Raw genomic sequence first — 25,622 nt, 5'->3', positions numbered from 1 at the left:
TGAAGAAATGCTTTCACGGAAAAACAAAGGAATTAAACAAGAGTCACCGAGATTATTTTTTATCCAGCTAGGGCCGCAAGCAAAGCAACAAAGTTTTTTGCTGCTTGAGCAATTCCGTAAAGCGCGTCTTTCTGTTGCGTCGTCTCTTTCTAAAGACAGCATTAAGAATCAGCTAAAACACGCCGCTCAATTGGGCGTTTCGCATTCTATCATTTTGGGGCAGAAAGAAGCGATTGACAACACAGTAATTGTGCGCGATATGGATACCGGCATGCAGGAGATTGTTCCGCAGGAAAAGCTTCTTGACTATTTAAAGAAAAAAAAGAAGAATAAATAACACACTTCAGTATGGATTCATGCCTTTTTTGCTCTATTGTCCGCAAGGAGAAAGAAGCAGACATTGTTTCGGAGGATAGCGACATAGTCGTGTTCACTGATATCCGCCCTTCGGCGCCAGTGCACCTTCTTATTGTCCCCAGGAAGCATATTGTTTCTGTAAGCGAATTAGAAGATGGGGACGCCCCTTTGGTGGGAAAGCTTTTTTTGAAAGCGCGGGATGTGGCGCGGGAGAAACATATTGACGGATATAAATTATTGTTTAATGTAGGACGAAAGGGAGGACAACTTATCGATCACATACATCTTCATCTTATGGGGGGATGGGACAAGGCAGAGCCACATAAATAATTATGAGTGCAAAAAATACCACAATTATAGAAGTTAAACGGCGCCAGAGCGAAACTCCGGGAGCGCTTGTTCGGCGTTTTTCTAAAAAAGCGCAGCAATTAGGGGTCGTGCGTAAGGTTCGCTCGGGCCAATTCCGCGCGCGTCCATTGTCTCAAAAAAAGAAAAAAGACGCCGCGCTTCGGCGTATGTCCCGGGCGAAGGAAGTCCAATATTTGCGGAAGATAGGCAAGCTTAAAACGGGAAAGACGAATCGGAGAAAATAATGGATGACGCCGGAGTTTTATTTCTGGTATACTAGATATACATCCACATATCTACGCCCCGTTAGGCGTCTTGGATAAAAATTTTAAGAAATTTTTTATTACAAGACGCATGGCGGTATAAAAAGGCAAGATATGATGTTGTGTGCTTAAATATTACAACCTAGCCAGACTTCTAACGGGGCATGAGTCTCAAACAAACTATTTACGACGATGTAAAGAAAGCGATGCGCGATAAAGATGAGGCGCGGCTTTCGACGTTGCGAATGCTTTCATCCGCAATCACCAATAAAGAAATAGAGCTCCGCAAAAAGGATGTCGGGTTGTCTGATGAGGAGGTTGTGGAAGTGATTCGGAGTGAGGCAAAAAAACGAAAAGATTCAATTGAGAGTTTCCGGGAAGGAGGCCGCGAAGAGCTTGCAGAAAAAGAATCAAAAGAGCTCAATGTGCTCTCTTCATATCTCCCCCCCGAAATGTCTGATGAGGAGTTGCGGTCGCGTATTGAAGAGGGTATGCGCGAAGCGAATGCGAAAAGCATGGCCGACTTTAGTAATGTCATGAAGGCCATTATGCCGGTGCTTAAGGGTAAAGCGTCGGGAGATCGCATCTCACAGATGGTGCGCGAACATCTCATGACCCAAGAAAAAAATGGCGGTTGAGTTGAACTCTGCGGCACAACGGTTTCGTTCGGTGCCGTGGCAGGACATACAAACAAAAATATTGGGGAAGCGTTTTCAGATAAGCGTTGCAATACTTTCCGATACTGAAATGCGCCGTGTGCGGCGCATTTTGCGGGCGCAAAAAAAGTTTCATTTTGAGCCGAATCATGCATTAAATGTTCTTTCTTTTCTACTTGGAGATGGCATAGGCGAGGTGTTGTTGAATAAAGATCAAATACGGAAAGAAGCAGAGCGCTACGGGGATTCATTCCGGGAACGCCTTATGTGTCTCTACATACATGGACTGCTTCATATAAAGGGATATGACCACAAGCACAGAAAGGATGAGATTCGTATGACGGGGCAAGAGGAGAAGTTTTTTGGATATTTTGTCAAACGCTGAAAAATTGCGTTATACTAAAGTATATGGCGCGTCACATCGCTACAGGCATTGATATCGGAGTTTCCAGCATTCAGACGATGATAACGGAATGGGATGACGCAAGCGGGCGCATGCAGATCAGGGGAGTGGGGGATGTGCATTCGGAGGGCGTACGGCGAGGGGACATCATAGATATTGATGCGGCGGCGACACAACTGAAAAAATCTCTTTTTCAAGCGACAAAAATGGCGGGCACCAAGGTTTCGTCAGCCTTTTTTTCGTATGGAGGCGCAAGTCTTGATTCTTCTATTGCGCGCGGCTCTCTCGTGCTCCCGTACGCAAATGGAGGAGATATTACCGAACGTGATGTCAGCCGGGTGCTTGATGCGAGTTACGCAAGTATTGTGCCGCATCACAACAAAGAAATTCTTCATCGGTTTCCTATATTGTTCCGCGTTGATAAAGATCTTATTACCCGGAACCCGGTGGGCATTACCGGTTCCCGCCTTGAAGCGGAAACGCTTTTTGTTACTGCGCTGTCTCAGCAGATAGAACATATTGCAGCATGCGCCGAGCGGGTAGGTATTGCGGTTGATGATGTGGTCGCTTCTCCGCTTGCGGCATCACGCGCAGTGCTTTCTCAGCACAAAAAAGAAGTGGGTGTGATGACGCTGGATATCGGCGCGGGTACGGTGAGCGCCGCAATTTTTGAAGAGGGCGTCCCAGTATCGGTGAAAACATTTCCTATAGGGGCGCAGGCAATTACTCACGATATTGCTATCGGACTCCGGATTGGACTTGAAGAAGCAGAGCGTCAAAAGCAGGAATACCGGAATTTTCGCGGTTCAACAAAAAAACATATAGAAGAAATAATCACGGCGCGTGCGGGCGACATATTTGAATCGGTTGACGCGCATCTTAAAAAGATAAACCGGGACGGTCTTTTGCCGGGCGGTGTCATTCTTGCCGGAGGGGGATCGCATTTGTTTAACATTGAAGCAATGGGGCGGGATTCCCTTAAGCTTCCGGTTGAAGTTGCGCGTGCCCTTGAGGAATCCGAGCTGGCAGAGGAATTTGATCCGCGTTTTGCAACGGTTGCTGGGCTTTGTCTTATGGCGTATGAGTCTGATATAGAAAGTGGGGGCGGCATGTTCTCAGGATTTTCACAAAAAGGGGGTTCACTTTTGTGGCGCTGGTTTAAGGCGTTTCTGCCGTAGGAGGGGCTGGATTTTTTTCTTGCTCTATGTTCTTGTAATAATATCCTTGAAACGGGTATTTTTTTTATTTATTATGGGAGTGCATTAGATTGTTTTTTCTCTATTCTATGGCAAACATAAAACCTGAAATTGAAGCATTTGCTCGTATCAAAGTAGTCGGCACCGGCGGTTCCGGTTTGAATGCCGTTGACCACATGATACGGTCAAAAGTAAAAGGCGTTGATTTTGTTGCGGTAAACACCGACACGCAAGATCTTCACAATTCTGAAGCGTCAAAAAAGATACATATTGGTAAAAATCTCACTAAAGGGCTGGGTGCTGGGATGGATCCTGAAGTGGGGCGGCAAGCTGCTGAAGAAACGCGCGATGAAATCCAAGAAGCGCTCAAAGGTGCTGACATGGTTTTTGTTACCTGCGGCATGGGAGGAGGCACGGGAACAGGCGCAAGTCCGGTTGTTGCGGAAGCGGCACGCTCACAAGGCGCGCTTACTGTTGGCGTGGTTACAAGGCCATTTGGCTTTGAAGGAGCGGAGCGCGGGAGGATAGCAGATTCGGGACTTGATCGTCTTCGTTCATCAGTAGACGCAATGGTGGTTATTCCGAACGACCGCTTGCTCACCGCTATTGAAAAAGAAACCACATTTCTTGATGCGTTTGCGATGTGTGACGAAGTATTACGCCAGGCGGTAGAAGGAATCTCCGACCTTATTATGCTCCCAGGCATTATCAATGTTGACTTTGCGGATGTCCGCGCAATTTTGCAGAATGCGGGGTCAGCGCTTATGGGTATTGGCACTGCTACGGGAGAGAAGCGCGCTGAAGAAGCGGCTCATAAAGCAATCAATTCTCCTCTTTTGGATATGTCTATTGACGGTGCGCGCGGGGTGCTCTTCTCAATTGCCGGCGGTCCTGATATGACTATGTGGGAAATTCAAGAAGCGGCGCGCATTATTACGGATGCTATTGATAAGGATGCCCGTGTGATTTTCGGAGCGTTGCACGATGAGCGATTAAAGAAAAACGAGATCAAAATAACTGTCATTGCCTCAGGATTCCCCGAGGGGGGTGTCTCAAAAACCCTCTTTTCTGAGGGGAAAACAGGCCAAACCTTCCCTATAAAGAAGGCTCAAAAGCAAACAGTGGAAAACTCGCTTGCAGAGGATGATGGAAAAAATGATACAATAGAAGAGAAGGAAGACTGGAATACTATTCCCGCATTTCTCAGACGCTCTCGAAAAGACTAATCTCAACAGAACGCCCCGACCTCACTTCTTTGCGTTTCCTCAATCATATTCTTTATCATTAAGTTCCATCTTATATTTGTATGGTGTCTCACGCATCCTCTTTTTTGGTCCAATCCGTGCGAAAGCGCGATGGTCGGGTTGTTCCTTTTGACAAAAATAGAATTAGTAGCGCGATTTCTCGTGCGATGCAAGCAAGCGGTGAGGGAAACCCTCAGCGCGATTCTTTTCGTATTACCGACCGCGTTATTCAGCGCTTAGCGGCGCGGTATCCTCGCGGCGGTGTTCCCTCAATTGAGGCGATACAAGACATAGTAGAAGAAAGCCTCATCCTTTTGGATTTTCCAAAGACTGCAAAGGCATATATTTTATACCGAAGTGAACGCGCGCATATCCGTGAAAAAAAGAAAACGATTCCCGAGCACATTCAAAAGCTTGCGCAAGATAGTAAAACGTATTTCAGAAATCCGCTTGCAGAATTTATTTATTATCGGACATACTCACGCTGGATTGAAGATGAGGGAAGGCGCGAAACATGGATAGAAACGGTTGATCGTTATATTAATTTTATGCGTGAGAACATTAAGGATGCGTTTACTGATCAAGAATACCAGGAATTGCGAACTGCAATATTAAAACAAGAGGTGATGCCGTCCATGCGTCTTTTATGGAGCGCCGGCGAAGCTGCTCGGAAGACGAATGCAACAGCATACAACTGCTCGTTTATTGCTCCGTCAAAGATTGAAGATTTTGCAGAGATTATGTATCTTCTGATGTGCGGAACGGGTGTCGGGTATTCCGTTGAATCACAAACGGTTCAGCAGCTCCCCATTGTAAGGCGCCAACACGGAGAAAAGCTTCCTACACATGTTGTTGGGGACAGCAAAGAGGGATGGGCCGAAGCATTAACGCTTGGACTCAAGACATGGTATGCAGGGAAAGATATCGCTTTTGATTATTCACAGCTTCGTCCTGCGGGCGCGCGTCTTTCCACTATGGGAGGACGAAGTTCGGGGCCGGAGCCGTTGCGTGCCCTTTTGGATTTTTCCCGCTCAAAGATACTCGCACGCCAGGGCCGGCGGCTTTCAAATCTTGATATTCACGATGTGATTTGTAAGACCGGAGAAGTCGTTGTTATGGGAGGTGTCCGGCGGAGCGCTTTGATTTCGCTTTCTGATTTGGATGACAAAGAGATGCGCCATGCAAAAACTGGGCAATTTTATCTCACAGAACCCCAGCGTTCTATGGCGAATAACTCCGCAGTATACAACGAGCGTCCAACCGCAACCGAATTTATGCAGGAGTGGTTAGCGCTCGCACAATCAGGAACAGGGGAGCGCGGTATTTTCAACCGGGGAAGTCTTAAAAGACAATTGCCTGCACGGCGATGGAAGGTATTCAAGCCGCATAGCGCTACATGTGGGACAAATCCGTGCGGAGAGATTGTGCTCCGTTCAAAACAGTTTTGTAACTTGTCGGAGGTTGTCGCGCGGGAAGAAGATACGCAAGATTCGCTTTTCCGTAAAGCGCGTCTCGCCGCTATGCTCGGAACATACCAGTCATCTTTGACTCATTTCCCGTTTCTCTCAAAGGAATGGAAAGAGAATTGTGCAGAAGAACGCTTGCTCGGTGTTTCCATCACTGGGCAATGGGATGCTCCTGCGGTGCGCAACCCCGAAACGCTCGAACGCATGAAGGAGATCGCTGTACGAACGAATGAGATGTATGCGCGTCGGCTTGGTATCAATCCCTCAACCTGTGTTACATGCGTCAAGCCGTCAGGGACCGTTTCGCAGCTTGTTGATGCTTCTTCGGGGATGCATACGAGGCACGCAAAATATTATATCCGGCGCGTGCGCATTTCAGCGACTGACCCGCTCTTTCATATGTTGAAGGACCAGAAATTTCCCTATTATCCTGAAGTGGGACAACATGACAATTCCGCAACGACATTCGTTCTCGAATTTCCGGTAAAAGCTCCAGAAAAAGCAATCATAAACCTGAGTGCGCTTGATCAATTGAAGCATTGGGAGATGGTAAAGAGTAGTTTCACCGAACACAATCCTTCAGTGACTGTTTCTGTGGGACACGACGAATGGATAGAAACCGCAAATTGGCTTTACAAGCGCTGGGATATCTTGGGCGGCCTTTCATTCTTGCCAAAGTCAGAGCACGCGTACCAATTGGCGCCGTATGAAGCAATAAGCGCAGAAAAGTACCACGAGCTTATGGGAAAAATGCCGAAGATTGATTTTTCACAAATTGTTGCGTATGAAAAAGAGGACAACACCACCGGCGCAAAAGAGCTTGCGTGCGTCAGCGGTACCTGTGAAATAGATATTGATCCTGACGAAGGCAGGACGATGCCTGAAAAAATAACATCCGAATCAGATTCTAATTGATATTTTCTGCTAAAAAGCAAAAACCCGCATGAAGCGGGTTTTTGCGTTATAGATATATTCTTCCTATAAGCCGAATTTTGTACCAATTTCGTTCGAGTGAAACGAGATTTTATATTCGCTTACAGCGAACAACATTGGCAATGATCATTTATCTGGATCCCGCATTACTGCGGGATTCTAGCGGCACTTCCCGCTATTCATTAAACATAATGTCTAATAAAAAGTGGGACACGGCCTTGCACTCGGGTATGGATTTAGCCGTTTCATCTTCACATTTCTGTCCCTATAGTGAAGCTGAGCCATCTAGCTTGGGATTGGGCTCTCCCTGAGCCTTTCGGCCGACCTGCTTGTCGGCAGGCAGGGACGTTTCTGTTCGCACCACTCGGATTGCCCCGGACGGGTGTTACCCGCTACCTTGCTCCCCGACGAACATCGGGGGAGTGTTCGGACTTTCCTCCCTGCGTATGCAGAGCGATCATTCAGAAAAACACATCTGAAAAAATAATAATGTAATTTTTATGAATTGTCAACTCCATTTTTCTATCCGGGGCTTCTAACGGTATCAGCACATCCTCACTGCGGGAGGGGGCAAGATATGATATTCTAAAAGGAATGAGTAAACGAATATTTTTCGCTTTCCCCCTGGATGATGCCTTGGAAGATAAAATAATCCGGTGGGAAAAAGACTTGCAGAAAAAAGTGAATCTCCCCGTGCGCTGGATAGAGCCGCGCAATCTTCATGTCACCCTTGTGCCGCCATGGTCTATTGAAGAAAGCCAGGTAGATTTTTTAAAGGGGCTTCTTTTGCCGACTATCAGCAATGTTATTTCATTTGAGATAGAGCTTACCCGTATACGGTTTGGTCCGACCACCCGTATGCCAACGCTTATTTGGGCAGAAGGGCCTACGCCGCCTGCTATGCAGGAGTTAAAAGAAGAGATTGAACGGATATTAAAGCATGCGAATGTTGATTTCTATCCAAGCCGGGAACCATTCCGGCTTCATGTAACGCTTGCGCGCTTCCATCCCGAAGAATTCTCCTCGTTCCCTATCCAGCAGCTTGATGAAGGTGTGAAGTTTTTTGGCACACTCTCCTCTGTGGTGCTTATGCAATCTATTCTTGGATTTGGTGGAGCAGAATACAATATACTCCATCGGTATCTCTTGAAGGAAAAATAGCACGCGGCGCTACATGCCGTTTTTCTTTTTCTTTGCTATAGTAGAGGTGTTTTTCGTATGAAAGATTTGTTTGATGACGCATTTGCGCGTACTATGCCGCTTGCCGAACGTATGCGGCCGGATGATTTTTCCGGATTTGTGGGGCACGAAAAAGTGGTGGGCAAGGGGATGCCGCTCCGTGAAGCCGTTGAAAGCGACCAATTGCAATCGCTTATTTTGTGGGGGCCTCCCGGGTCCGGCAAGACCACGCTCGCGCATATTATTGCCGAAAAATCAAAGGCGTTTTTCCATCCGTTTTCTGCGGCAGTGTCGGGGATTCCGGAATTACGAAACATCATACGCGAAGCTGAAGACCGTCTTAAGCACCATGGTACCCGAACCATATTATTTGTAGACGAGATACATCGCTTTAACCGTACGCAGCAAGATGCATTTCTGCCTCATGTTGAGCGGGGGACCGTTGTTTTGATAGGAGCAACTACCGAAAATCCTTCATTCGCGCTTGTTCGTCCGCTTTTGTCCCGTTCGCTTGTATTAGTTCTCGACCCGCTTTCACTTGAGGATGTAGAAAAAATAATCCGGAACGCGCTTGCGGATAAAGAGCGAGGCCTTGGGCAGAAAAAAGTTTCGCTTTCTAAGGAGGGCATGCAGAAGCTCGTGCATTTTTCGGACGGAGATGCGCGGATTGCGCTCAATGCACTTGAGTTTACGGTAAAGCACGCAATGTCTCGCGGAAAGAAAAATGCCGTCATGCTCTCGGGCGCTTTGGTAGAAGAAGCGCTTCAGAAAAAAACGCTCCGGTACGACAAAAAGGGAGAAGAACATTACAATCTCATATCCGCGTTTATTAAATCAATGCGTGATTCTGATCCGCACGCAGCGTTGTACTGGATGACACGCATGCTTGAAGGAGGAGAAGACCCGCGGTTTATCGCGCGACGCATGGTCATTTTTGCCTCTGAAGATATAGGGAATGCTCAGCCGACAGCGATTGCTGTTGCGGTCGCCGTTGCCGATGCGGTTGCGTTTATAGGTATGCCCGAAGCGGCGATTAATCTCGCGCAAGGCGTGACATATTTGGCATTAGCAAAAAAGGACAATGCATCGTACACGGGGCTTATGGAGGCTTGGCGCGATACAAAGGAGAAAGGTGCACTTCCGGTGCCCAAGCATCTGCGTAATGCCACAACGAATCTCATGAAGGAATTAGGGCATGGCAAAGGATATGCGTATGCCCACGATTTTAAAGATGCAAAAGTAGATCAGGAGCACCTCCCAAAAGAACTAAAAGGAAAAAAATATTACCGCCCAAAAAAATAAAAAGCCCCATAGTGAGGCTTTTGTGTCTATTCATAATGATAGTTCTGTTTTGCTGACTGCCATTGATGTATGTATGTCTCTTTGCTTAGAAACAAGCCTTGGTTGTTTTTCCGTGTATCGTTTGTACTCGCGCGCGTATTCTGCCTCAATCGTATGTTCTGCTTCTTGAGTGGTTACTGTTCGTACAATAATGTAATTATGGAGCACTCCAGTTGATTTGTCGTATGCTCCGATATAAGTATTTCCGTTTGGCATATCAAACGCTACGATAGGCATCTCTTTTTCTTCTGCCATTCGTTTCTCCTTTTTAAAAAACGCTACGATGATGGTATCATTATTTCTATATCCATGCAAAAAAGTATACAGATAAAAACAGAAGACAGCTTTACTCTTGCCGGCACGCAGTATTGGGGGGAAACGGGAAGTCCCGGCGTTTTGCTTTTGCATATGCTTCCTGAAACAAAAGAATCATGGGATGCGTTTGCAAAGAAGCTCCAGGCGGAAGGATTCGGCGTGCTTGCGATAGATTTTCGGGGACACGGAGAATCTAGCGAGGGGCCTGACGGATACCGGTCATTTTCTGAAGAGGAAACCAAGCAAAGCATTCAAGATGCGCGGGCAGGTTTTTTATTTCTCCAGAAGGAAGGATGTAATCCGCTTTTCGTGATTGGCGCGTCTATAGGAGGTAATATTGCGCTTCAGCTACTCGGTGAGATTGGGGGTGTGCGCGGGGGAGTCGTTATGTCGGCGGGCCTTAATTATAGTGGCGTTGAGACGCTTCCTGCGGCGCGGCACATACGAGAACACCAGAGCGTATATTTTATCGCAGCAAAAGAGGATATCCGTAGGAACGGCATTTCCGCGTCTGTTATGGCGCAAGAATTATACGAAGCTGTGTCGTGTAAAGAAAAAAAGATAGATATATTTGCGGGTACAGAGCATGGCATTCATATGTTCAGGGCGTATCCCGAACTTGAGGGGAGTATTGTTGCGTGGCTCAAAAGACATGTATAATATAGAGGTATATGCCAAGCGTATTTCCCCAACTATTTGATTTTTGGTTTGTTGTCCCGTTCTTATTGCGGGTTCTTTTGGGTGTTATCTTTATTGTTCACGGGTATCCTAAATTATTCAAAAACTTTCAAGGCACAAAAGATTTTTTCCAAAGTTTGGGGCTTCGCCCCGCTGCAGCTTGGGTGATTTTCATCGGTGCGCTTGAGTTTTTCGGAGGAATATTTCTTATTGTGGGGCTGTTTGTCCAGCTGATAGCGCTTTTGATGGCAATCAATATGTTTTTTGCGATTGCGTTGGTCGCGCGCAAAAAGGGATTTGCAAACGGCTGGGAGTTTGAGCTTACGCTTCTCGTAATTTCACTTGCACTTTTCATCATGGGTGCGGGCATCTTTGCGATTGATGTTCCGTTCTAAGCCGCTCGAGGGAGCAGTACAGGAAGGCCCACAAGGCCTTTTTTATTTCTATTTTTGTGCTATAATCATTTTTATATTATGGAAAATACTGTTGTTTTTGATATAGAAACAAAAAAGGAATTCGCGGAAGTGGGTGGCCGCGATTTTGTTCATAAGCTTGGCATTTCTGTTCTTGCTGCATACACATCCCATGACGGCTCGTATCATGTGTTTGAGGAGCATGAGTTGCCGAAATTTGAGGAGATGATAAAAGCCACGGATCTTTTGGTCGGGTTTAACATCAAAGGATTTGATATTCCGGTTTTACAGCCGTATACATCAATAAATCTCAAGGAGATTCCCATGCTTGATATGATGGATGATGTCGTACAGGGGGTCGGCTTTCGCGTGTCGCTTGATAATTTGGCGCGCACAACTCTGAATATTTCCAAGAGCGCCGACGGATTGCAGGCGCTGCAATGGTTCCGGGAGGGGCGCATCCAGGAAGTAAAAGATTATTGTGTCCAAGACGTAAAAGTAACCAAAGAGTTATACCAATACGGTAAAGAGCACGGTCATATTAAATTTGTCTCGCGGGATGCTATGGGGGAGATATCCATTCCGGTCCGATGGGGGGAGGATTTTCAGGGGGATGTGTTCCAGGTATTGAAGAGCGCGTTAGAGTCGCGCAAGAGCGTCGAGATAGATTATGTTACAAAAAATCCCCAGGATGGAGGCGATTCGCGAAATACCCGCCTGGTTGATATCTACGCGTTAGACGCGGCAACCGTTGAGGGATATTGCCATCTCCGCAGAGGAAATCGCGTATTTAAGATTGACAGGATTCTCCGCGCGAAGCGCACCAATAACGATTATCAGCTTCATTCCGATGTGCAGAGCACTCTTTTATAATAGAAGTATATGACGAATCTTCAGTTCCATAACCACGCAGGCAACTTCAACTTTGAGCAGTTGGTAGATGAACTGATTGCGTACATTTACCATAAACCTGATGCGCATTATCATATCGTAGTCGGCAGTGATTCCCGTGCAGAAAAAGAAGTTTGTTTTGTTACTGCGGTCGGCATTTTGCGGATAGGAAACGGCGGCCGATATTTCTGGTCTCGTTCCTTGCCCGAAAAATGCGGCACTCTGCAGAACAGAATATTTAAAGAAACAATGCGTTCTATCGCATTTACCCAAGAGCTGCGGAGCGCGTTAAAGGATAAATTGGGAGAAGAGTTTTTTTGGAACAATCAATTGACAGTCCATCTTGATGTTGGAGAGAATGGTCCTACGCGAGAATTGATAGATACGGTTGTCGGAATGGTGAAGGGGTACGGCTTTGAGGCCGCGGTGAAACCATACTCGTTTGGAGCATTCGTGCTTGCCGACCGGCACACATAGTATTCCCGCTCATAGCTCAATCAGGCAGAGCAGCTCCCTCTTAAGGAGACGGTTGTAGGTTCGATTCCTACTGAGCGGACATAATAAAATCCCCTTACGAAAGGGGATTTTTGTTTTTAGAGGTGTACAAAATTTGAGAGACAGAAAATGCCGGCACCATCTTTGCGGACCTCTGAGGTGTATGCAGGTATTGTTCCGTACCCCACACTCCATAGATATTCGATAAAATCCGCATATTCGTGTGAGCGTTCTTTTATTTCCCTGAAACGCCTGTCCGTTTTTGAGAGGAGGATGCCCTGAGCGCTTCTCAGCATAGATTTTTCTGAAATTCCTCCGAAAGGCGCATTCAGGATAACAATCTTGCCAAATGGAACGCTGTTACAGATAAGATAATCTTTTGCGAGATGTTCGCTTACCTCATAGCGCTCGCACTCAAGGGTTCGTAAAAATCCTATCGTGCGCTTATCAAATGCACCTGGGTAATATATCAAGTGGTTTGTGTATCGAAGCGACAGTAAGCAGGTATCCAAGTGATAGAAATAGGGATTCACCAGGCGGAGATAGGCGATTGGTTTTTTTTCCTCAAGTCCAAATTGTTTTGAAACATATTCCACTGCTTCTTGTGTGGTGCGTTCTCCAATGCCCGCAAACCACATATCTCTCCCAGGGAGCAGGTCGCCAAATCCCTCAAAGGTCATCTCTACTTGTTCGTCCGGTGATTTGTGGAGTATCCGCGGTATGATGTAGATATTGTAGCCCGCAATGGGAAACCATTGTTTTATTTCTTCCGGTTCGTGGGTTCGCGTATCTAGGAGCATATTTGAAAGAATGATTTCTTTTTTTTGTGGATCGGGATGTCCAAAAAAGCTGTTTGCCGGATAAATAAGGCTTTCAAGATACTTATGAGGAGGGACGAACAACACCCGAGTTCCCAGATTTGCGTACATGTTGTATATCGCTGTTGCTTGTGTGCGGAGTCTCTTTTCGTCCGGCTGTATCATGCGGTTGTCGTGTATGTTTTCTTTACGCACCCGGAAGTATACCGGGTCTACCAGAATAACTTGTTTTGGGGTGTAGGCATATCTTTTCATGAGAGCCACCTCTCTTTTGTTTTTGAATGTAAGCCACATCCATAATACGCTATTTTTTTCATTTTTTCAAAGTGATACAATGAAGTGATATGGGAATAAAAGAAGCAATAGACGGATTTCCGGAGCAATTTTCGTATGCTCCCGTTGTAGAAAACGAAGCCTCATTAGGCTATGTAAAGCATGCGATAGCGGTCGGCATGGGTGGGTCTCATTTGGCCGCTGACATTATGGCATCGATATGCCCCGAAAAACATATCATGGTGCACACGGATTACGGGCTGCCTGCTATATCCGACGACATCCTTCGTGAAAGCATTGTGATTTGTAATTCATATTCGGGAAACACCGAGGAGGTGCTTGATGCGTTTGATGTTACAGAAAAGCGGGGAGCGCTTCTGGCGGTTATCACGACAGGAGGAAAGCTTCTTCTGCGTGCAAAAGAGAAGGGGGTAGCGTTTGTCCAGTTGCCGCACATCGACATACAGCCGCGAATGGCTCTCGGGTTCCATGTGCGCGCCCTCATGAAGCTTCTTGGTATGGACGAAGAACTCACCCAGACCGAAGCGCTTCACGAGCGTCTTGATACAAAAAAAGCAGAAAAAGAAGGAAGGCGCTTGGCTCGTGCGCTTCGAGGAAAAGTGCCTGTTATTTATTCATCCCGTACGCATGCGGCAATAGCATATAATTGGAAAATAAAGTTTAATGAGACGGGAAAGATACCGGCATTTTGCAACACATTTCCGGAGTTGAATCACAACGAAATGACCGGTTTTGAAAATACGGGCAAAACCGCACCTCTCAATGAACCGTTCCATTTTATTTTTTTAAAAGATTTGAATGATGATCCGCGGATACAAAAACGCATGGATGTGTGCAGACAATTATATGAAAAGCGCGGATTTGGCGTTGATGAAATAATAATAGAGGGAAAAAACAACTGGGAGAAAGCCTTCTCGTCCCTGCTTGTAGCGGATTTCGCAGCACTCAATACTGCGCTTGCGTATGAAGTTGAGCCGGAACAGGTGCCGATGGTAGAAGAATTCAAAAAAATGATATAAAAAGTTGATTTCTTTTTTCAAAAATCGCGTAGTAAAAAACGCGATTTTTTTGAGCTCGTTTTTGTGGTACACTCGGGTGTACTCAGAACATTAAAAAGAGAGGTGAAATGCAATGAAGACAGCGGTAAAAAAATTTACTGATCGTTATTGGGGCTGTTTTACTCCGACCACAATTGATTATAACGACAATCTGATTATTACGGGTGCCACGGGATGCTTGCTCCGCGATGAACGCGGGAAAGAGTATCTTGATTTTTGTTCGCAGGCGGGCGTTTCTAACATCGGACACAATCACCCGTTTTGGCTTGCTGCCTACAAATCATTACTAGAAACTATAGAGAAGGAATCAGTGCCATGGTATCTCATAGCTACCGATTTTCATTTCCAGTACGTTGTTTCAATAGATGGGAAGAAGGTAGAGATATCACAGCCGGCGCTTGCAGAGCGATTGAAAGAAATAGCGTTTGGGGATGATACGCGTTTTATCCAGCAGATATCAGGCGCGACTACGAATAATTCCGCGATAAAGTTTATAGACAAGCTGTATCCCGAAAAAAAATTCGCGTTCGCTTTCAAGGGGGCGTTCCAGGGACGGCAGGGGGGCGCGCTCGGATGTACCTATGCCAAGCCGATACAGCGCCAAGGATTTAGTATTGGCGGTCATACCATGGAACATCTGTCGTTTGTGCGGGACGAATACACATTAGCGCTTGTTATGCGGGAGTTGAATTATATTCCCCTGAGGGATTATGCGTTTATTATTTTCGAACTCATACAAGGAGAAGGCGGAGTAAATCCTGTTAATGAATATACAATACAATTGTTAAAGCATCTGCAGGATAACGGCGTCATTCTTGTGTGTGATGATGTGCAGGAAGGATTCGGGCGTACCGGCGCATGGTTGAGCTATGAGAATTTCAACATCGTTCCGGATATCATCACTGTCTCAAAAGCAATGGGAGGCGGTGATCCGATAGGCGCAGCGCTCTTTAATGCAAAAAATCCAGCGTTACGGGGGTGGGATGAACGATTGGCTGTTGGATGGGACTCAAGTACATTTCAGTGGAATCCGCACGCGGTGTTTAATGCTATCGTAACGATGATGATATTTGAGAAATATCATCTTATTGAGCGGGCGCGTGATATGGGTGGACACTTGAAAAATGCGCTTGAGGGGGCGATGGACCGTTTCTATGCGTTTGCGGAGCCCGGCGTTGTATATCCCGTACACAATATTGCACTTAAGGGAATCGGACTGCATTACGGCATTGAGTTCCAGGTATTTAATAAAAAAGCGGACGGCTATGTTGCTGATGTGGCATTACGCGATGCAACGCTTGCGCGTCTGCGTGAGAACGGTATTATTACGCTTTCCGCCGGGAATCCGAACATAAATCCGACAATACGCTTTATGCCTCCGCTTATTGTCACAAAAGAGGAGATAGCGACATGCGGTAACGCGCTTGCTCAGTCGCTTATTGAGGCATATCAGCTCGTATACAAGAAATAAAAATTACATCCGCCATATTATATATGGCGGATTTTTTGTAGATTTATCCCATATTATATGATAGACTGGTTGCGGTTTGAAAATATATATAAGCAAGGAGGCTCTGTATGGGCAAGACAGAAAAACACATACAGAAGGGAACATATGCATTTCTTGAGCGTCTCGGGATTAAGAATATAAATCCCGGCGCATGGGCGGGCTCCGCGCGGGAGCACACAGATGGCGCGTTGCTTGATTCCATAAACCCTTCAACGGGCGAAATGATTGCGCAGGTAACAATGGCGGGGAGCAGTGACTACAACGCTGTCATCGAAAAAGCAAAGGATGCATTTCTCACATGGCGCATGGTGCCTGCGCCAAAGCGCGGGCTTATTGTGCGGGAAATTGTGCGCAGCATTATCCGGCACAAAAAAGATCTCGGCAGTCTTATTGCACTTGAAATGGGAAAGATACGGCGCGAAGGCGAGGGTGAAGTCCAAGAAATCATAGATCTTGAAAAGGTGGCGTCAGGTATTTCACGCGGCAAGAATGGACATTCATTTTATAGCGAGCGCGCGCGGCATGCGCTTGGAGAGTGGTATAATCCCCTCGGCGTTATCGGAGTCATCACCGCATTTAATTTTCCGGTAGCGGTATGGGGGTGGAATGCGCTTATAGCGCTCGTAACGGGCAATGTTGTTGTGTGGAAGCCTTCACTCGAAACGCCGCTTTGCGCGATAGCAATACAGCGCATATGCAATCGTGTTCTTAAAAAATATGGACACGAGGGTGTGCTTGCGCTCGTTATCGGAGACAATATTATTATTGGCGAAAGGATGATTGCCGACAAAAACATCGACCTCATAAGTTTTACTGGCTCTACGCGCGTTGGTAGGAGAGTGGGGGAGATTGTGGGGGCGCGGCTTGGGCGTTCGTTGCTTGAGCTTGGCGGGAATAATCCCATGATTGTTCTTGATGATGCAGATATTGATCTTGCCGCACAGGCTGCATTTTTCGGATTTATCGGAACGACCGCGCAGCGATGCACGACAACACGGCGTATCTATGTCCACAAAGACAGATACTCCTTGTTTATAGGCATGTTTCTTGATCTTTGCGGAGGGGCTCATTTTGGAAATCCGTTGAACAAAAAAACCCTTGCGGGCCCTCTTATAAACAAATCGGCAGTTAAGAAATTCCTGGAGGCAACGGCAATCGCAGAAAAGCAGGGAGGAGAAATACTTATTCGCGGCGAACGTATGCACGAACGGGGATGTTTTGTAGCGCCTACTGTTGTGCGCATGCCAAAAGGAAAAAATCTCCCCATAGCTCTTGAGGAAACATTCGGTCCGATATTGTATATAACAGAGATAGACAGCCTTGAAGAAGGTATATCTCTTGCTAATGAAGCGCCGCAACAGTTAGCGGCTGCGCTTTTTACTGAAAAAATAAGCGCAATGTATCATTTCCGGGGACCGGAAGGTTCTCGTGCGGGGATACTAAACATTAATTGTGGAACGAGCGGCGCTGAATCAACTACTCCGTTTGGCGGTAATTATGATACCGGATGGGGGAGAGAGGCCGGAGGGGATGCGTGGCGTAATTATGTGCGTGAAAGCGGCGGAGCTACGAACTACTCGGGTGTTATGGAGCTTGCACAAGGCATCCGTTTTACGGAAAAGAAAAAATAAAAACAAAACGGCTCTTCTAGAAGAGCCGTTTTTATTATGCTACAGTAGAGACACTTCGGGATGTAGTATACCGGCAGTACGCATGCATGGGGGTAAAATGTAAAGATTTTTACATTTTACGGGATTATATCCTTTGCTTGTTGTGGTATAAATAAAAATAATCCCTGGCTCTTTGTATTCTTTCGTCGGGCCGTAGTATACCGGCAGTACGCATGCATGGGGTGCATGTAGACCGAGTTCGATTCTCGGCGGCCCGACGAAAGAATACAAAGAGATATAGACCGGGTTCGATTCCCGGCATCCCAACAAAAAGTGCTTGCTTTTTTATACTGCATTGATAAGATTGTTTTCATACAATACACTCAAGACCTTTAAAAATGGGGGACTCACAATGAGTTACATAGGCGTTACCGGCTTTTCAAAGCGAGAAGAAGTTTCTGCCGCACTTGAGGCATATAAGGGCAATAACCGAAAGCTTATGGTTGGCGTACTCGCCACATGGAAATCATTGCGGGGCATACCCATGAAGCCGATATGGGCAAAGCAAACACCAGACCCGCAGGACATCAAAAATATTTTTATAGACGATGCTCGAGCGCTTAATTTGGTTCACTTCAGCACAGAAGAAGGGCAAGAACACTCAATAGCAGATGACATGCTTGCTATTCATAGGCTTGGAGGAGAGCATATTCACGGATTCCAGCTTAATATGACATGGCCCAGCATCGATCAATTAAGGACATACAAAGAAAAAGTATCCGGCGAATGCTACATTGTCCTTCAAATTGGACGGCACGCTGTTGAATCAGCGGGCACGCCGTTTATGGTATCCAGCATCCTTACTGAGTATCGGGGCGTGGTTGACGCTATACTGCTTGATTCGAGCGGAGGCCGCGGCAAGCCGTTTGACGCAGAGCGCGCCCGGCACATCCTTCTTGCTATAAGAGACAAGATGGACGATATCGGTCTTGGCGTTGCCGGCGGTCTTGGACCTCATTCATTAGATCTTCTAGAGCCGCTTCTTACGGATTTCCCCGACATAAATATTGATGCGCAAGGAAGACTGCGCAACGAAGAGAATGAGCTTGATTCGCGGTTAGTGCGTTTTTATATCTACAAAGCGTCGCTTCTTCTTGCATAAAGAATATGTATTGCTTCCATCGATAACGGTGGAAGTTTTTTGTTTCAGGAAATGCTTGTAGAATGAATGTATGCCAACGATTCAGCAGATCGCACAAAAGATAGCGTATGGACATGACAAGCGCGTAGACATGTTCCGTGATATACAATCCGAAATACAAAGCGAGGTTCTTCTGCGTCTTGGGAAGCATGTGCAATATGACATTTTAAACCAGCTTGATAAGCAAGAAATTGTTTCGTTGCTGGAACGACTAGACCCGGATGAGGCGACCGACATACTCCAGGTGTTTTCAAAGCGAAAACAAGAAACATTGCTTCGCGAGATGACCGAACAGATGAAAAATAGTTTGTCTGTGCTTTTGCAATTTGACCCGGAAACCGCAGGCGGTCTTATGAATTTGGATTACATTATTGTGGATGCAGATGACACTGTCGCACATGTTGCAAAGCGTTTTAAGGTACACGAAAAGCGCACTGGGCGCCTGCCTGCCATCATTGTGTCTCGTGAGGGGAACATGGCAGGATATTTGCCGGGGCATGAACTCGGATTTTCCCGCCCGAGTGAAAAAGTGTATAAGCATGTACGCAACATAGAAACCATTCATTATTCTGCAAGCCATGAGGATGTGCTCAAAAAATTCCGCCTCCATCCGCACAACAAGCTCGTCGTGTTCGGAGAAAAAAATGCGGTGCTGGGCATTATCTATTCTGACGATGTGCTGCGGCTGATGCATGAGCAGGAATCAAAATCGTTGTATGATTTTGCGGGTGTGTCTGACGAAGAGGGCGTGTTTGATTCTGCGCCGAGAAAGATACGGTACCGGTATAAATGGCTCATCGTTAACCTGGCGACAGCGTTTCTTGCGGCATTTACCGTCGGATTTTTTGAAGATACGGTTTCGCGTTATGTCTTGCTTGCGGTGTATATGCCAATTGTTGCCGGCATGGGGGGAAATGCGGCAACTCAAACCCTTGCCGTTCTTGTCCGCGGTATATCGCTTCGGCAAATTGACCTTGCGCATATCTGGCGGACATTGCGGAACGAGCTTCTGAGCGGATTTGTAAACGGGCTTATCAACGGTGTTCTTGTGGCAGGCGTTGTGTTGTTTGTAAACAGAGATATTAAGATAGCGCTTATCCTTGCATCCGCCATGATTATTAACCTCTTGGTCGCCGCTTTTTTTGGAACATTGGTGCCGCTTGTTATGAAACATTTTGGCAAGGACCCTGCGTCTTCGGCAACTATATTCATTACTACGGCAACCGATGTACTTGGTTTTCTCGCTTTTTTAGGGCTTGCAACTATTGTGCTCGCATAAATAAACGGCTAACACTTCTGTGTTAGCCGTTTTCCGCAGAACAAAAAACAAAGTAAGGAATTACTTTGTTTTTTGTTTCAGGTGGCGGTTGCCCTTGATGCATGTGGTGCATATTTTTGCCCGCTGTCCATTAGGAAACCGTGCCCATTGAAGATTCGGATATTTGCGCACATGCTTTGTTGGGTTGTATTTTCCGCGAAGAAGGTTCCGCTTGCCGCCCATCTTTGAACCCTTGTCGCATATAGGACATGTTTTCATAAGCGTATGTCGAAATTAGGTATGTTTTATGCTACCATAAACATAATCATATGTCTATCGATATCATATTCATTATTGCAATTGTCATTATGTCGGCTATTATCCATGAATTTTCCCATGGATACGCAGCACTCATGTTAGGTGATCCCACAGCAAAGCACCAAGGTCGTTTAACGCTTAATCCTATTCCGCACATTGACCCGATTGGTTCCATACTGGTTCCTTTTGTGCTGGCGTTTTTTGGCGGATTTATTATTGCGTGGGCAAAACCAGTTCCGTTCAATCCCTATAATCTTTCAAATCAAAAATGGGGTCCGGCAATCGTTGCGGTGGCAGGCCCGCTATCAAACATCATTATCGCCGTATTTTTCGGTGTTGTCATCCGCATGGCGGGGATACTGGCGCTGCCTGCAGCGTTTGTGCAGGTGCTCTTCTATATAGTGTTCATCAATATCATTCTCGCGGTATTTAACCTGGTTCCTATCCCGCCGCTTGATGGTTCAAAGATCTTGTTTTCAGCGTTGCCGTATCGATGGATGCACATTCAGCGGTTTTTGGAACAGTACGGATTTTTTCTTGTTCTTGTTTTTATTCTGTTCTTTTGGCAGCTTATTTCTCCCGTCATTGTTGCGCTTTTTTCATTAATAACAGGCATTCCGGCAAGTAGTTTCTTTTAAGTATGTTCGTGCCTCTCTCAATATTCATTACTGTAGGAGGCGGCGCAGCCATTCTTGTGATTGTTCTCGGGGTTGCGTATATGCGGACGAAAAGAAGCGAGAAAGCAAAGACGGAATTTTTGTCTATTGCGGCGCATCACATCCGTACCCCGCTGACACTAGTAAAGTGGACGCTTGCGGAATTTTTGGAAGGGAATTACGGCTCGTTCACTGATGAACAAAAGCACATGTTCGAAAATCTTATTGAGCGCAACGAACAGCTTGTCCGTTTTGTCCGTTCTCTTTTAGATGTAACACGCATAGAAAAGAAGAGCACAGTGCTCCATAAGGAGCGGGTATCCATGAGTCCGTTTCTTGAAGAACTTTTTCGGCGTTTGGAACCGCTTGCAACGAAGCGCGGAATGCAATTTTCAAAAGAGGTTGCGTCCGGCATGCCCGAATGCCTCATTGATGCTGAGGCGGTAAGCCGCGTGCTTGAGAACATCGTTGAAAACGCGGTTGTATATAACAAGCCGCAAGGGTCTATAGAAGCGAAGGCTCGCACAGAGGGGAGTGGCGTTGTTATTAGGGTGCGCGATACCGGCATTGGTATTTCAAAAAATGAGCTTTTGCATATTGGTGCGAAATTTTTTCGCGCTAAAAATGCAAAACAGCATGCAGCCCAAGGGACGGGACTTGGCGTGTTTACCGCGCGCGAAATAGTGCGTATGCACGGCGGAAATGTCGCCTATGAGTCTACGGAAGGAAAAGGGACGACGGTAATCATTCGGTTGCCTGTCGCATCCGGCAGCGCGCCTGTGGCAAAAAACGGAAAATAGCAACGCCTCCTCCTATTTGACCAAATTTTAGTAATCTGGTATCTTTTTATTTATCTGTAATATATGCCGACTATTAACCAATTAGTTAAAAAGGGACGCAAACAGCTCCGCAAAAAATCAAAGGCGGTTGCTTTGCAGCACGGATTTAATGTACTCAAGAACAAGCCGACCTATTTTTCGTCACCCTTCAAACGAGGCGTGTGTCTCCAGGTGAAGACTGTTACTCCGAAAAAGCCGAACTCAGCACTCCGGAAAGTTGCGCGTGTCCGTCTCACTAATAACATGGAAGTAACCGCATACATCCCGGGCGAGGGCCATAATCTGCAGGAGCACTCAATCGTGCTTATTCGCGGAGGCCGGGTAAAGGACTTGCCGGGTGTTCGGTATCACATCGTCCGCGGTGTACTTGATGCGTCGGGAGTAGATGGACGAAAACAAAGCCGTTCCAAGTATGGCGCAAAGCGTCCGAAAATCAAATCTGAATAATTATGCGACGACCGCTCCGAAAAAAACACGAAATAAAAACAGATCCGAAATACGACTCAACGCTCGTAGAGAAATTTATTAATTCTCTCATGTGGGACGGTAAAAAGTCTACCGCACGCAAAGTAGTATACGATATGTTCGAGATCATGGAAAAGGAAAAGAAGGTAGAGGATCCGTTGAAATTGTTTGAAGAAGCAATGGAGAATATTTCTCCTGTGATGGAGGTGCGGTCCCGGCGCGTGGGAGGCGCAAACTATCAGGTGCCCCGCGAAGTCCGTCCGGAACGGCGCCGGACGCTTGCTATCCGGTGGCTTTTGCAGGCGGCACGCTCGTCCAAGGGGCGGCCTATGGCGTATATCTTAGCTGAAGAAATAATCGGGGCCTCTAAAAAAGAAGGCGCTGCATTCAAGAAAAAAGAAGATACTCACAAGATGGCAGAATCAAACAAGGCGTTTGCTCACTTTGCGTGGTAATACATTGGTATGGCGAGACAATACCCGTTAGAAAAGATTCGAGATATCGGTATCATTGCTCACATTGATGCCGGAAAGACAACCGTAAGCGAACGGGTGCTTTTTTATACGGGCATCTCGCACAAAATAGGGGAGGTGCACGAAGGAGAAGCGATCATGGACTGGATGGAACAGGAGCGTGAACGCGGCATTACCATTACATCTGCGGCGACTACGGCATTTTGGGTTCCGACATACTTGGGACTTGGCGCGGGCGAGGCCGAGAAGCGAAAAGAAAACGAATATAAAATAAACATTATTGATACTCCGGGTCACATTGATTTTACGGTTGAGGTGCAGCGCTCGCTCCGGGTGCTGGATGGTGCAGTAGTGGTGTTTGACGGCGTTGCGGGAGTAGAGCCACAGTCAGAAACCGTATGGCGCCAGGCAGACAAGTTTGAGGTACCGCGCATGTGTTTCATCAACAAACTTGACCGCACCGGCGCGTCATTTCAAAAGTCCCTCGGTTCAATCATTGAACGATTAACCCCAAATGCTGTTCCGGTAAATATCCCTATCGGCCTTGAGCAAGACCATAAGGGCGTTATTGATCTTATGCGGATGAAGGCAATTCATTTTGACGGAGATCATGGCGAACAAATCCGGGTAGAAGACATTCCAGAGGATATGAAGGCAGAAGCAGATTCGTGGCGTACAAAGATGGTTGAAAAGATAGCAGAAACCGACGATGCGCTTACTGAAAAATATTTAGATGGAAAAGAAATCACCGAAGCAGAACTCCGTCCGGCGCTCCGAAAAGCAACACTTGCAAATATCATCGTCCCTGTATTTTGCGGCTCGGCACTCAAGAACAAGGGCGTTCAGCTCATGCTTGATGGTGTTGTTGATTATTTGCCTTCTCCCACTGACTTGCCTCCGGTAGAAGGATTTGACCCCGGAGACGAAGAGAAAACATTAACGCGTAAGCCAGACGACGCAGAGCCGTTTGCAGCACTTGCATTTAAGCTCCAGACTGATCCGTATGTAGGACAGCTTACATTTTTCCGTATCTATTCCGGCAAACTTGAAACGGGTTCGTATGTGCACAACACCACGGGAGATACAAAAGAGCGCATCGGGCGCGTGCTCCGGATACATTCAAATTCCCGCGAAGAAGTAAAAGAAATGTATGCGGGAGATATCGGCGCTATTGTAGGGCTTAAGAACACAAAAACGGGGGACACGCTTTGCGATCCGGACAATCTTATTGTGCTTGAAAAGATAGAATTCCCCGAACCAATGGTGTCTGTCCGCATTGAGCCGAAGACAAAAGCGGACCAAGAAAAAATGGGCCTTGCGCTTAAGCGCTTGAGTGAGGAGGATCCGACATTCCGCGTGCAAACCGATGCAGAAACCCTTGATGTCATTATTTCCGGCATGGGCGAACTTCACTTAGAAGTACTTGTAGACCGGATGCGCCGCGAGTTTAAGGTGGAAGCAAATATTGGAAAGCCTCAGGTGGCATTCCGCGAAACAATCACCGCAAAATCGGAAGCGGAAGGAAAATACATTAAGCAGTCGGGAGGCCGCGGGCAATACGGCCATGTCCGTATCCGTCTTGAACCGATGGAAGCGGCAACTGGGTTTGAATTCGTAAACGAAATTAAGGGAGGTATTATCCCGAATGAATTTATCCCCGCAGTTGAAAAGGGAATCAAAGAAGCGCTTTCCCGTGGAGTTGTTGCCGGCTACCCTATGGTAGACATTAAAGCGGCGCTCTATGACGGTTCGTATCACGATGTGGACTCATCCGAAGTCGCTTTTAAGATTGCGGGCTCCATGGCGTTTCAGGAAGCGGCGCGCCGCGCCAAGCCGGTACTTTTGGAACCTATTATGAAAGTTGAGGTTATAGCACCCGATGAATTTTTGGGCGATGTTACCGGGGACTTGTCATCAAAGCGCGGAACCATTGAGAGCATGGCCGACCGCTATAACTTAAAGGTGGTAGAAGCAAAAGTTCCGTTGTCAGAAATGTTCGGCTATGTAACCAACCTTCGCTCCATGACCCAGGGACGCGGAACATATACCATGGAATTCAGCCATTACCAGCAGGTGCCCGCAAATGTTGCGCGTCAAATTCAGGAGGCACGGGGAATGGGCAAGGAGGAATAAATATGAATGAAGAAGAAAAAACAGAAGAGAGGATGTCGGAGGAGGGGCTTTATTCAAAAGAGCTTCTTGAGGAAGATTTTGAAATAGAAAAGGATTTGGAAAATCTCCCGATATAGTTTTGACAAATAGCGCGAAAAGCGCTATTTTTGATAAAAATTAAAAAAGGAGGGCAATGAACGATAGCTATTGCATGCTTAGAAATAAAAACACTGGAAGATGCAAAACGGTTTACGGAAGATATGCTCGTTGAGCGCGGGAAAGACGGCTGGGTTATTAACGAGGACGAATATTACCGGCCTGTAGAAAATGGAGAAGCGATGCTCTTGGACAGATGGATGGGCGTTCTTCTGTATACCGAATTTTTCAAAGGAGTGGCATTATGAAAGCAACACAGCAAGGCTCGTATGAGTATTCTATGGGCAAGAGAACGGAAAAGCCGCAGTACCGCGTGACATTCAGTTTTAATGGCAGTAAAAAACATCTTGAGCTTTCATTTATGGAAGCCGAAACGCTTATGGTTACGGTATTTGGGATGTCGTGTTTTTCCAGGCATGGATTTAACCAGAGGTTTAACAGAAAGGGTGTATCTATAGAAGAAATATCGGAAGATGAGGCAAAAGGGAAAGCAGCTGAAAAGTGAAGCACAAAAAAGCAAAAAACCGCGCAAACGCGCGGTTTTTCTTATACAAAAGGGCGGCGGCGGGAAATGTCGGAGGGTAATTTTTAGGGAGTCTCGGCGCTTGACTTATTTTTAAGTCTCCGTTACTATGGTCTCTATATCCTTATAAAAAGGTTTTTTTATTTTTTTATT

General features: G+C 46.5%; 28 protein-coding genes, 2 tRNA genes and 1 other RNA gene. 27 read left to right on the top strand and 4 right to left on the bottom strand.

Annotated elements, in window-relative coordinates; translation table 11 throughout:
• From COU47_01820 to COU47_01785, 8 genes are all read left to right on the top strand, one after another.
• A partial coding sequence (locus COU47_01820) for a hypothetical protein (GenBank protein ID PIR69795.1) occupies positions 1-337 on the top strand: 337 nt, incomplete at its 5' end.
• Positions 338-348: 11 nt separating this feature from the next.
• A complete protein-coding gene (locus COU47_01815; protein ID PIR69794.1) occupies positions 349-687 on the top strand; it encodes a histidine triad nucleotide-binding protein in 339 nt (112 codons plus the stop codon).
• Positions 688-689: 2 nt separating this feature from the next.
• Positions 690-950, top strand: a complete 261-nt coding sequence (locus COU47_01810) for a hypothetical protein (GenBank protein ID PIR69793.1) — start codon at positions 690-692, stop codon at positions 948-950.
• A 182-nt stretch (positions 951-1,132) separates the two neighbouring features.
• Positions 1,133-1,606: a glutamyl-tRNA amidotransferase gene (locus COU47_01805; GenBank protein PIR69792.1), complete on the top strand. Its 474-nt coding sequence runs from the start codon at positions 1,133-1,135 to the stop codon at positions 1,604-1,606.
• Positions 1,596-2,009 carry an rRNA maturation RNase YbeY gene (ybeY, locus tag COU47_01800; GenBank protein PIR69791.1) on the top strand — a complete coding sequence of 138 codons (414 nt, stop codon included), beginning with the start codon at positions 1,596-1,598 and terminating at the stop codon, positions 2,007-2,009. The genes COU47_01805 and ybeY overlap by 11 nt, the downstream gene beginning before the upstream one ends.
• A 23-nt stretch (positions 2,010-2,032) precedes the next feature.
• Positions 2,033-3,205, top strand: coding sequence for a cell division protein FtsA (gene ftsA, locus COU47_01795; protein ID PIR69790.1), 1,173 nt, complete (start codon positions 2,033-2,035; stop codon positions 3,203-3,205).
• Positions 3,206-3,312: 107 nt separating this feature from the next.
• Positions 3,313-4,449 carry a cell division protein FtsZ gene (locus tag COU47_01790; protein PIR69789.1) on the top strand — a complete coding sequence of 379 codons (1,137 nt, stop codon included), beginning with the start codon at positions 3,313-3,315 and terminating at the stop codon, positions 4,447-4,449.
• 80 nt (positions 4,450-4,529) lie between these two features.
• Positions 4,530-6,848: a ribonucleoside-triphosphate reductase gene (locus COU47_01785; GenBank protein ID PIR69788.1), complete on the top strand. Its 2,319-nt coding sequence runs from the start codon at positions 4,530-4,532 to the stop codon at positions 6,846-6,848.
• A gap of 50 nt (positions 6,849-6,898) precedes the next feature.
• On the opposite strand, the gene rnpB is transcribed toward COU47_01785, so the two are convergent.
• Positions 6,899-7,339, bottom strand: an RNA gene (gene rnpB / locus COU47_01780) — RNase P RNA component class A.
• A gap of 121 nt (positions 7,340-7,460) precedes the next feature.
• On the opposite strand from rnpB, the gene COU47_01775 reads away from it, so the two are divergent.
• Both COU47_01775 and COU47_01770 read left to right on the top strand, forming a co-directional pair.
• The gene (locus tag COU47_01775) at positions 7,461-8,027 is read left to right on the top strand and encodes an RNA 2',3'-cyclic phosphodiesterase (protein ID PIR69787.1); all 567 of its coding nucleotides are present in this window, start codon (positions 7,461-7,463) and stop codon (positions 8,025-8,027) included.
• Positions 8,028-8,084: 57 nt separating this feature from the next.
• Complete coding sequence (locus COU47_01770; GenBank protein ID PIR69786.1) at positions 8,085-9,347, top strand: AAA family ATPase; 1,263 nt, start codon at positions 8,085-8,087, stop codon at positions 9,345-9,347.
• Positions 9,348-9,377: 30 nt separating this feature from the next.
• On the opposite strand, the gene COU47_01765 is transcribed toward COU47_01770, so the two are convergent.
• Complete coding sequence (locus COU47_01765) at positions 9,378-9,641, bottom strand: hypothetical protein (GenBank protein ID PIR69785.1); 264 nt, start codon at positions 9,639-9,641, stop codon at positions 9,378-9,380.
• A gap of 54 nt (positions 9,642-9,695) precedes the next feature.
• Here COU47_01765 and COU47_01760 point away from each other — a divergent pair, with 54 nt between their 5' ends.
• The 5 genes from COU47_01760 to COU47_01740 all read left to right on the top strand — a co-directional run bounded on the left by COU47_01760 (position 9,696) and on the right by COU47_01740 (position 12,239).
• A complete protein-coding gene (locus COU47_01760) occupies positions 9,696-10,361 on the top strand; it encodes a hypothetical protein (protein PIR69784.1) in 666 nt (221 codons plus the stop codon).
• Positions 10,362-10,372: 11 nt separating this feature from the next.
• Complete coding sequence (locus COU47_01755) at positions 10,373-10,774, top strand: oxidoreductase (protein PIR69783.1); 402 nt, start codon at positions 10,373-10,375, stop codon at positions 10,772-10,774.
• A 54-nt stretch (positions 10,775-10,828) separates the two neighbouring features.
• Positions 10,829-11,665, top strand: a complete 837-nt coding sequence (locus tag COU47_01750) for a hypothetical protein (GenBank protein ID PIR69782.1) — start codon at positions 10,829-10,831, stop codon at positions 11,663-11,665.
• Between the two features lie 9 nt (positions 11,666-11,674).
• Positions 11,675-12,160 carry a hypothetical protein gene (locus tag COU47_01745; GenBank protein ID PIR69781.1) on the top strand — a complete coding sequence of 162 codons (486 nt, stop codon included), beginning with the start codon at positions 11,675-11,677 and terminating at the stop codon, positions 12,158-12,160.
• Between the two features lie 5 nt (positions 12,161-12,165).
• Positions 12,166-12,239, top strand: a tRNA-Lys gene (locus COU47_01740).
• A 37-nt stretch (positions 12,240-12,276) separates the two neighbouring features.
• Here COU47_01740 and COU47_01735 read toward each other — a convergent pair.
• A complete protein-coding gene (locus COU47_01735) occupies positions 12,277-13,290 on the bottom strand; it encodes a hypothetical protein (GenBank protein ID PIR69780.1) in 1,014 nt (337 codons plus the stop codon).
• Positions 13,291-13,340: 50 nt separating this feature from the next.
• Here COU47_01735 and COU47_01730 point away from each other — a divergent pair, with 50 nt between their 5' ends.
• From COU47_01730 to COU47_01705, 6 genes are all read left to right on the top strand, one after another.
• Positions 13,341-14,309 carry a hypothetical protein gene (locus tag COU47_01730; protein PIR69779.1) on the top strand — a complete coding sequence of 323 codons (969 nt, stop codon included), beginning with the start codon at positions 13,341-13,343 and terminating at the stop codon, positions 14,307-14,309.
• Between the two features lie 112 nt (positions 14,310-14,421).
• Positions 14,422-15,819 carry a hypothetical protein gene (locus tag COU47_01725; GenBank protein PIR69778.1) on the top strand — a complete coding sequence of 466 codons (1,398 nt, stop codon included), beginning with the start codon at positions 14,422-14,424 and terminating at the stop codon, positions 15,817-15,819.
• A gap of 107 nt (positions 15,820-15,926) precedes the next feature.
• The gene (locus COU47_01720) at positions 15,927-17,489 is read left to right on the top strand and encodes an aldehyde dehydrogenase family protein (GenBank protein PIR69777.1); all 1,563 of its coding nucleotides are present in this window, start codon (positions 15,927-15,929) and stop codon (positions 17,487-17,489) included.
• Positions 17,490-17,675: 186 nt separating this feature from the next.
• Positions 17,676-17,749 (top strand) — tRNA-Pro (locus tag COU47_01715).
• A gap of 131 nt (positions 17,750-17,880) precedes the next feature.
• Positions 17,881-18,630 (top strand): hypothetical protein, encoded by a 750-nt coding sequence (locus COU47_01710; GenBank protein ID PIR69776.1) that lies wholly within the window; start codon positions 17,881-17,883, stop codon positions 18,628-18,630.
• 70 nt (positions 18,631-18,700) lie between these two features.
• Positions 18,701-19,948 carry a magnesium transporter gene (locus COU47_01705; protein PIR69775.1) on the top strand — a complete coding sequence of 416 codons (1,248 nt, stop codon included), beginning with the start codon at positions 18,701-18,703 and terminating at the stop codon, positions 19,946-19,948.
• A 60-nt stretch (positions 19,949-20,008) separates the two neighbouring features.
• Here COU47_01705 and COU47_01700 read toward each other — a convergent pair whose 3' ends face one another.
• Complete coding sequence (locus COU47_01700; protein PIR69774.1) at positions 20,009-20,206, bottom strand: hypothetical protein; 198 nt, start codon at positions 20,204-20,206, stop codon at positions 20,009-20,011.
• Between the two features lie 50 nt (positions 20,207-20,256).
• Between COU47_01700 and COU47_01695 the strand changes: the two genes are divergently transcribed.
• From COU47_01695 to COU47_01670, 6 genes are all read left to right on the top strand, one after another.
• The gene (locus tag COU47_01695; protein ID PIR69773.1) at positions 20,257-20,883 is read left to right on the top strand and encodes a site-2 protease family protein; all 627 of its coding nucleotides are present in this window, start codon (positions 20,257-20,259) and stop codon (positions 20,881-20,883) included.
• 2 nt (positions 20,884-20,885) lie between these two features.
• On the top strand, positions 20,886-21,701 hold the full coding sequence (locus COU47_01690; protein ID PIR69772.1) for a hypothetical protein: 816 nt from the start codon (positions 20,886-20,888) through the stop codon (positions 21,699-21,701).
• 63 nt (positions 21,702-21,764) lie between these two features.
• Positions 21,765-22,187, top strand: coding sequence for a 30S ribosomal protein S12 (locus COU47_01685; protein PIR69771.1), 423 nt, complete (start codon positions 21,765-21,767; stop codon positions 22,185-22,187).
• A gap of 2 nt (positions 22,188-22,189) precedes the next feature.
• The gene (locus tag COU47_01680) at positions 22,190-22,660 is read left to right on the top strand and encodes a 30S ribosomal protein S7 (GenBank protein ID PIR69770.1); all 471 of its coding nucleotides are present in this window, start codon (positions 22,190-22,192) and stop codon (positions 22,658-22,660) included.
• A gap of 9 nt (positions 22,661-22,669) precedes the next feature.
• Positions 22,670-24,811 (top strand): elongation factor G, encoded by a 2,142-nt coding sequence (gene fusA / locus COU47_01675; protein ID PIR69769.1) that lies wholly within the window; start codon positions 22,670-22,672, stop codon positions 24,809-24,811.
• 379 nt (positions 24,812-25,190) lie between these two features.
• The gene (locus tag COU47_01670) at positions 25,191-25,451 is read left to right on the top strand and encodes a hypothetical protein (protein ID PIR69768.1); all 261 of its coding nucleotides are present in this window, start codon (positions 25,191-25,193) and stop codon (positions 25,449-25,451) included.
• The last annotated feature ends 171 nt before the right edge of the window (positions 25,452-25,622 follow it).

The organism is Candidatus Niyogibacteria bacterium CG10_big_fil_rev_8_21_14_0_10_46_36 (assembly GCA_002772995.1).
GTDB lineage: Bacteria > Patescibacteriota > Minisyncoccia > 1-14-0-10-42-19 > 1-14-0-10-42-19 > 1-14-0-10-46-36.
Note: the sequence above shows the minus strand (reverse complement) of the source record. Positions and strands in the feature narration are given on the sequence as shown.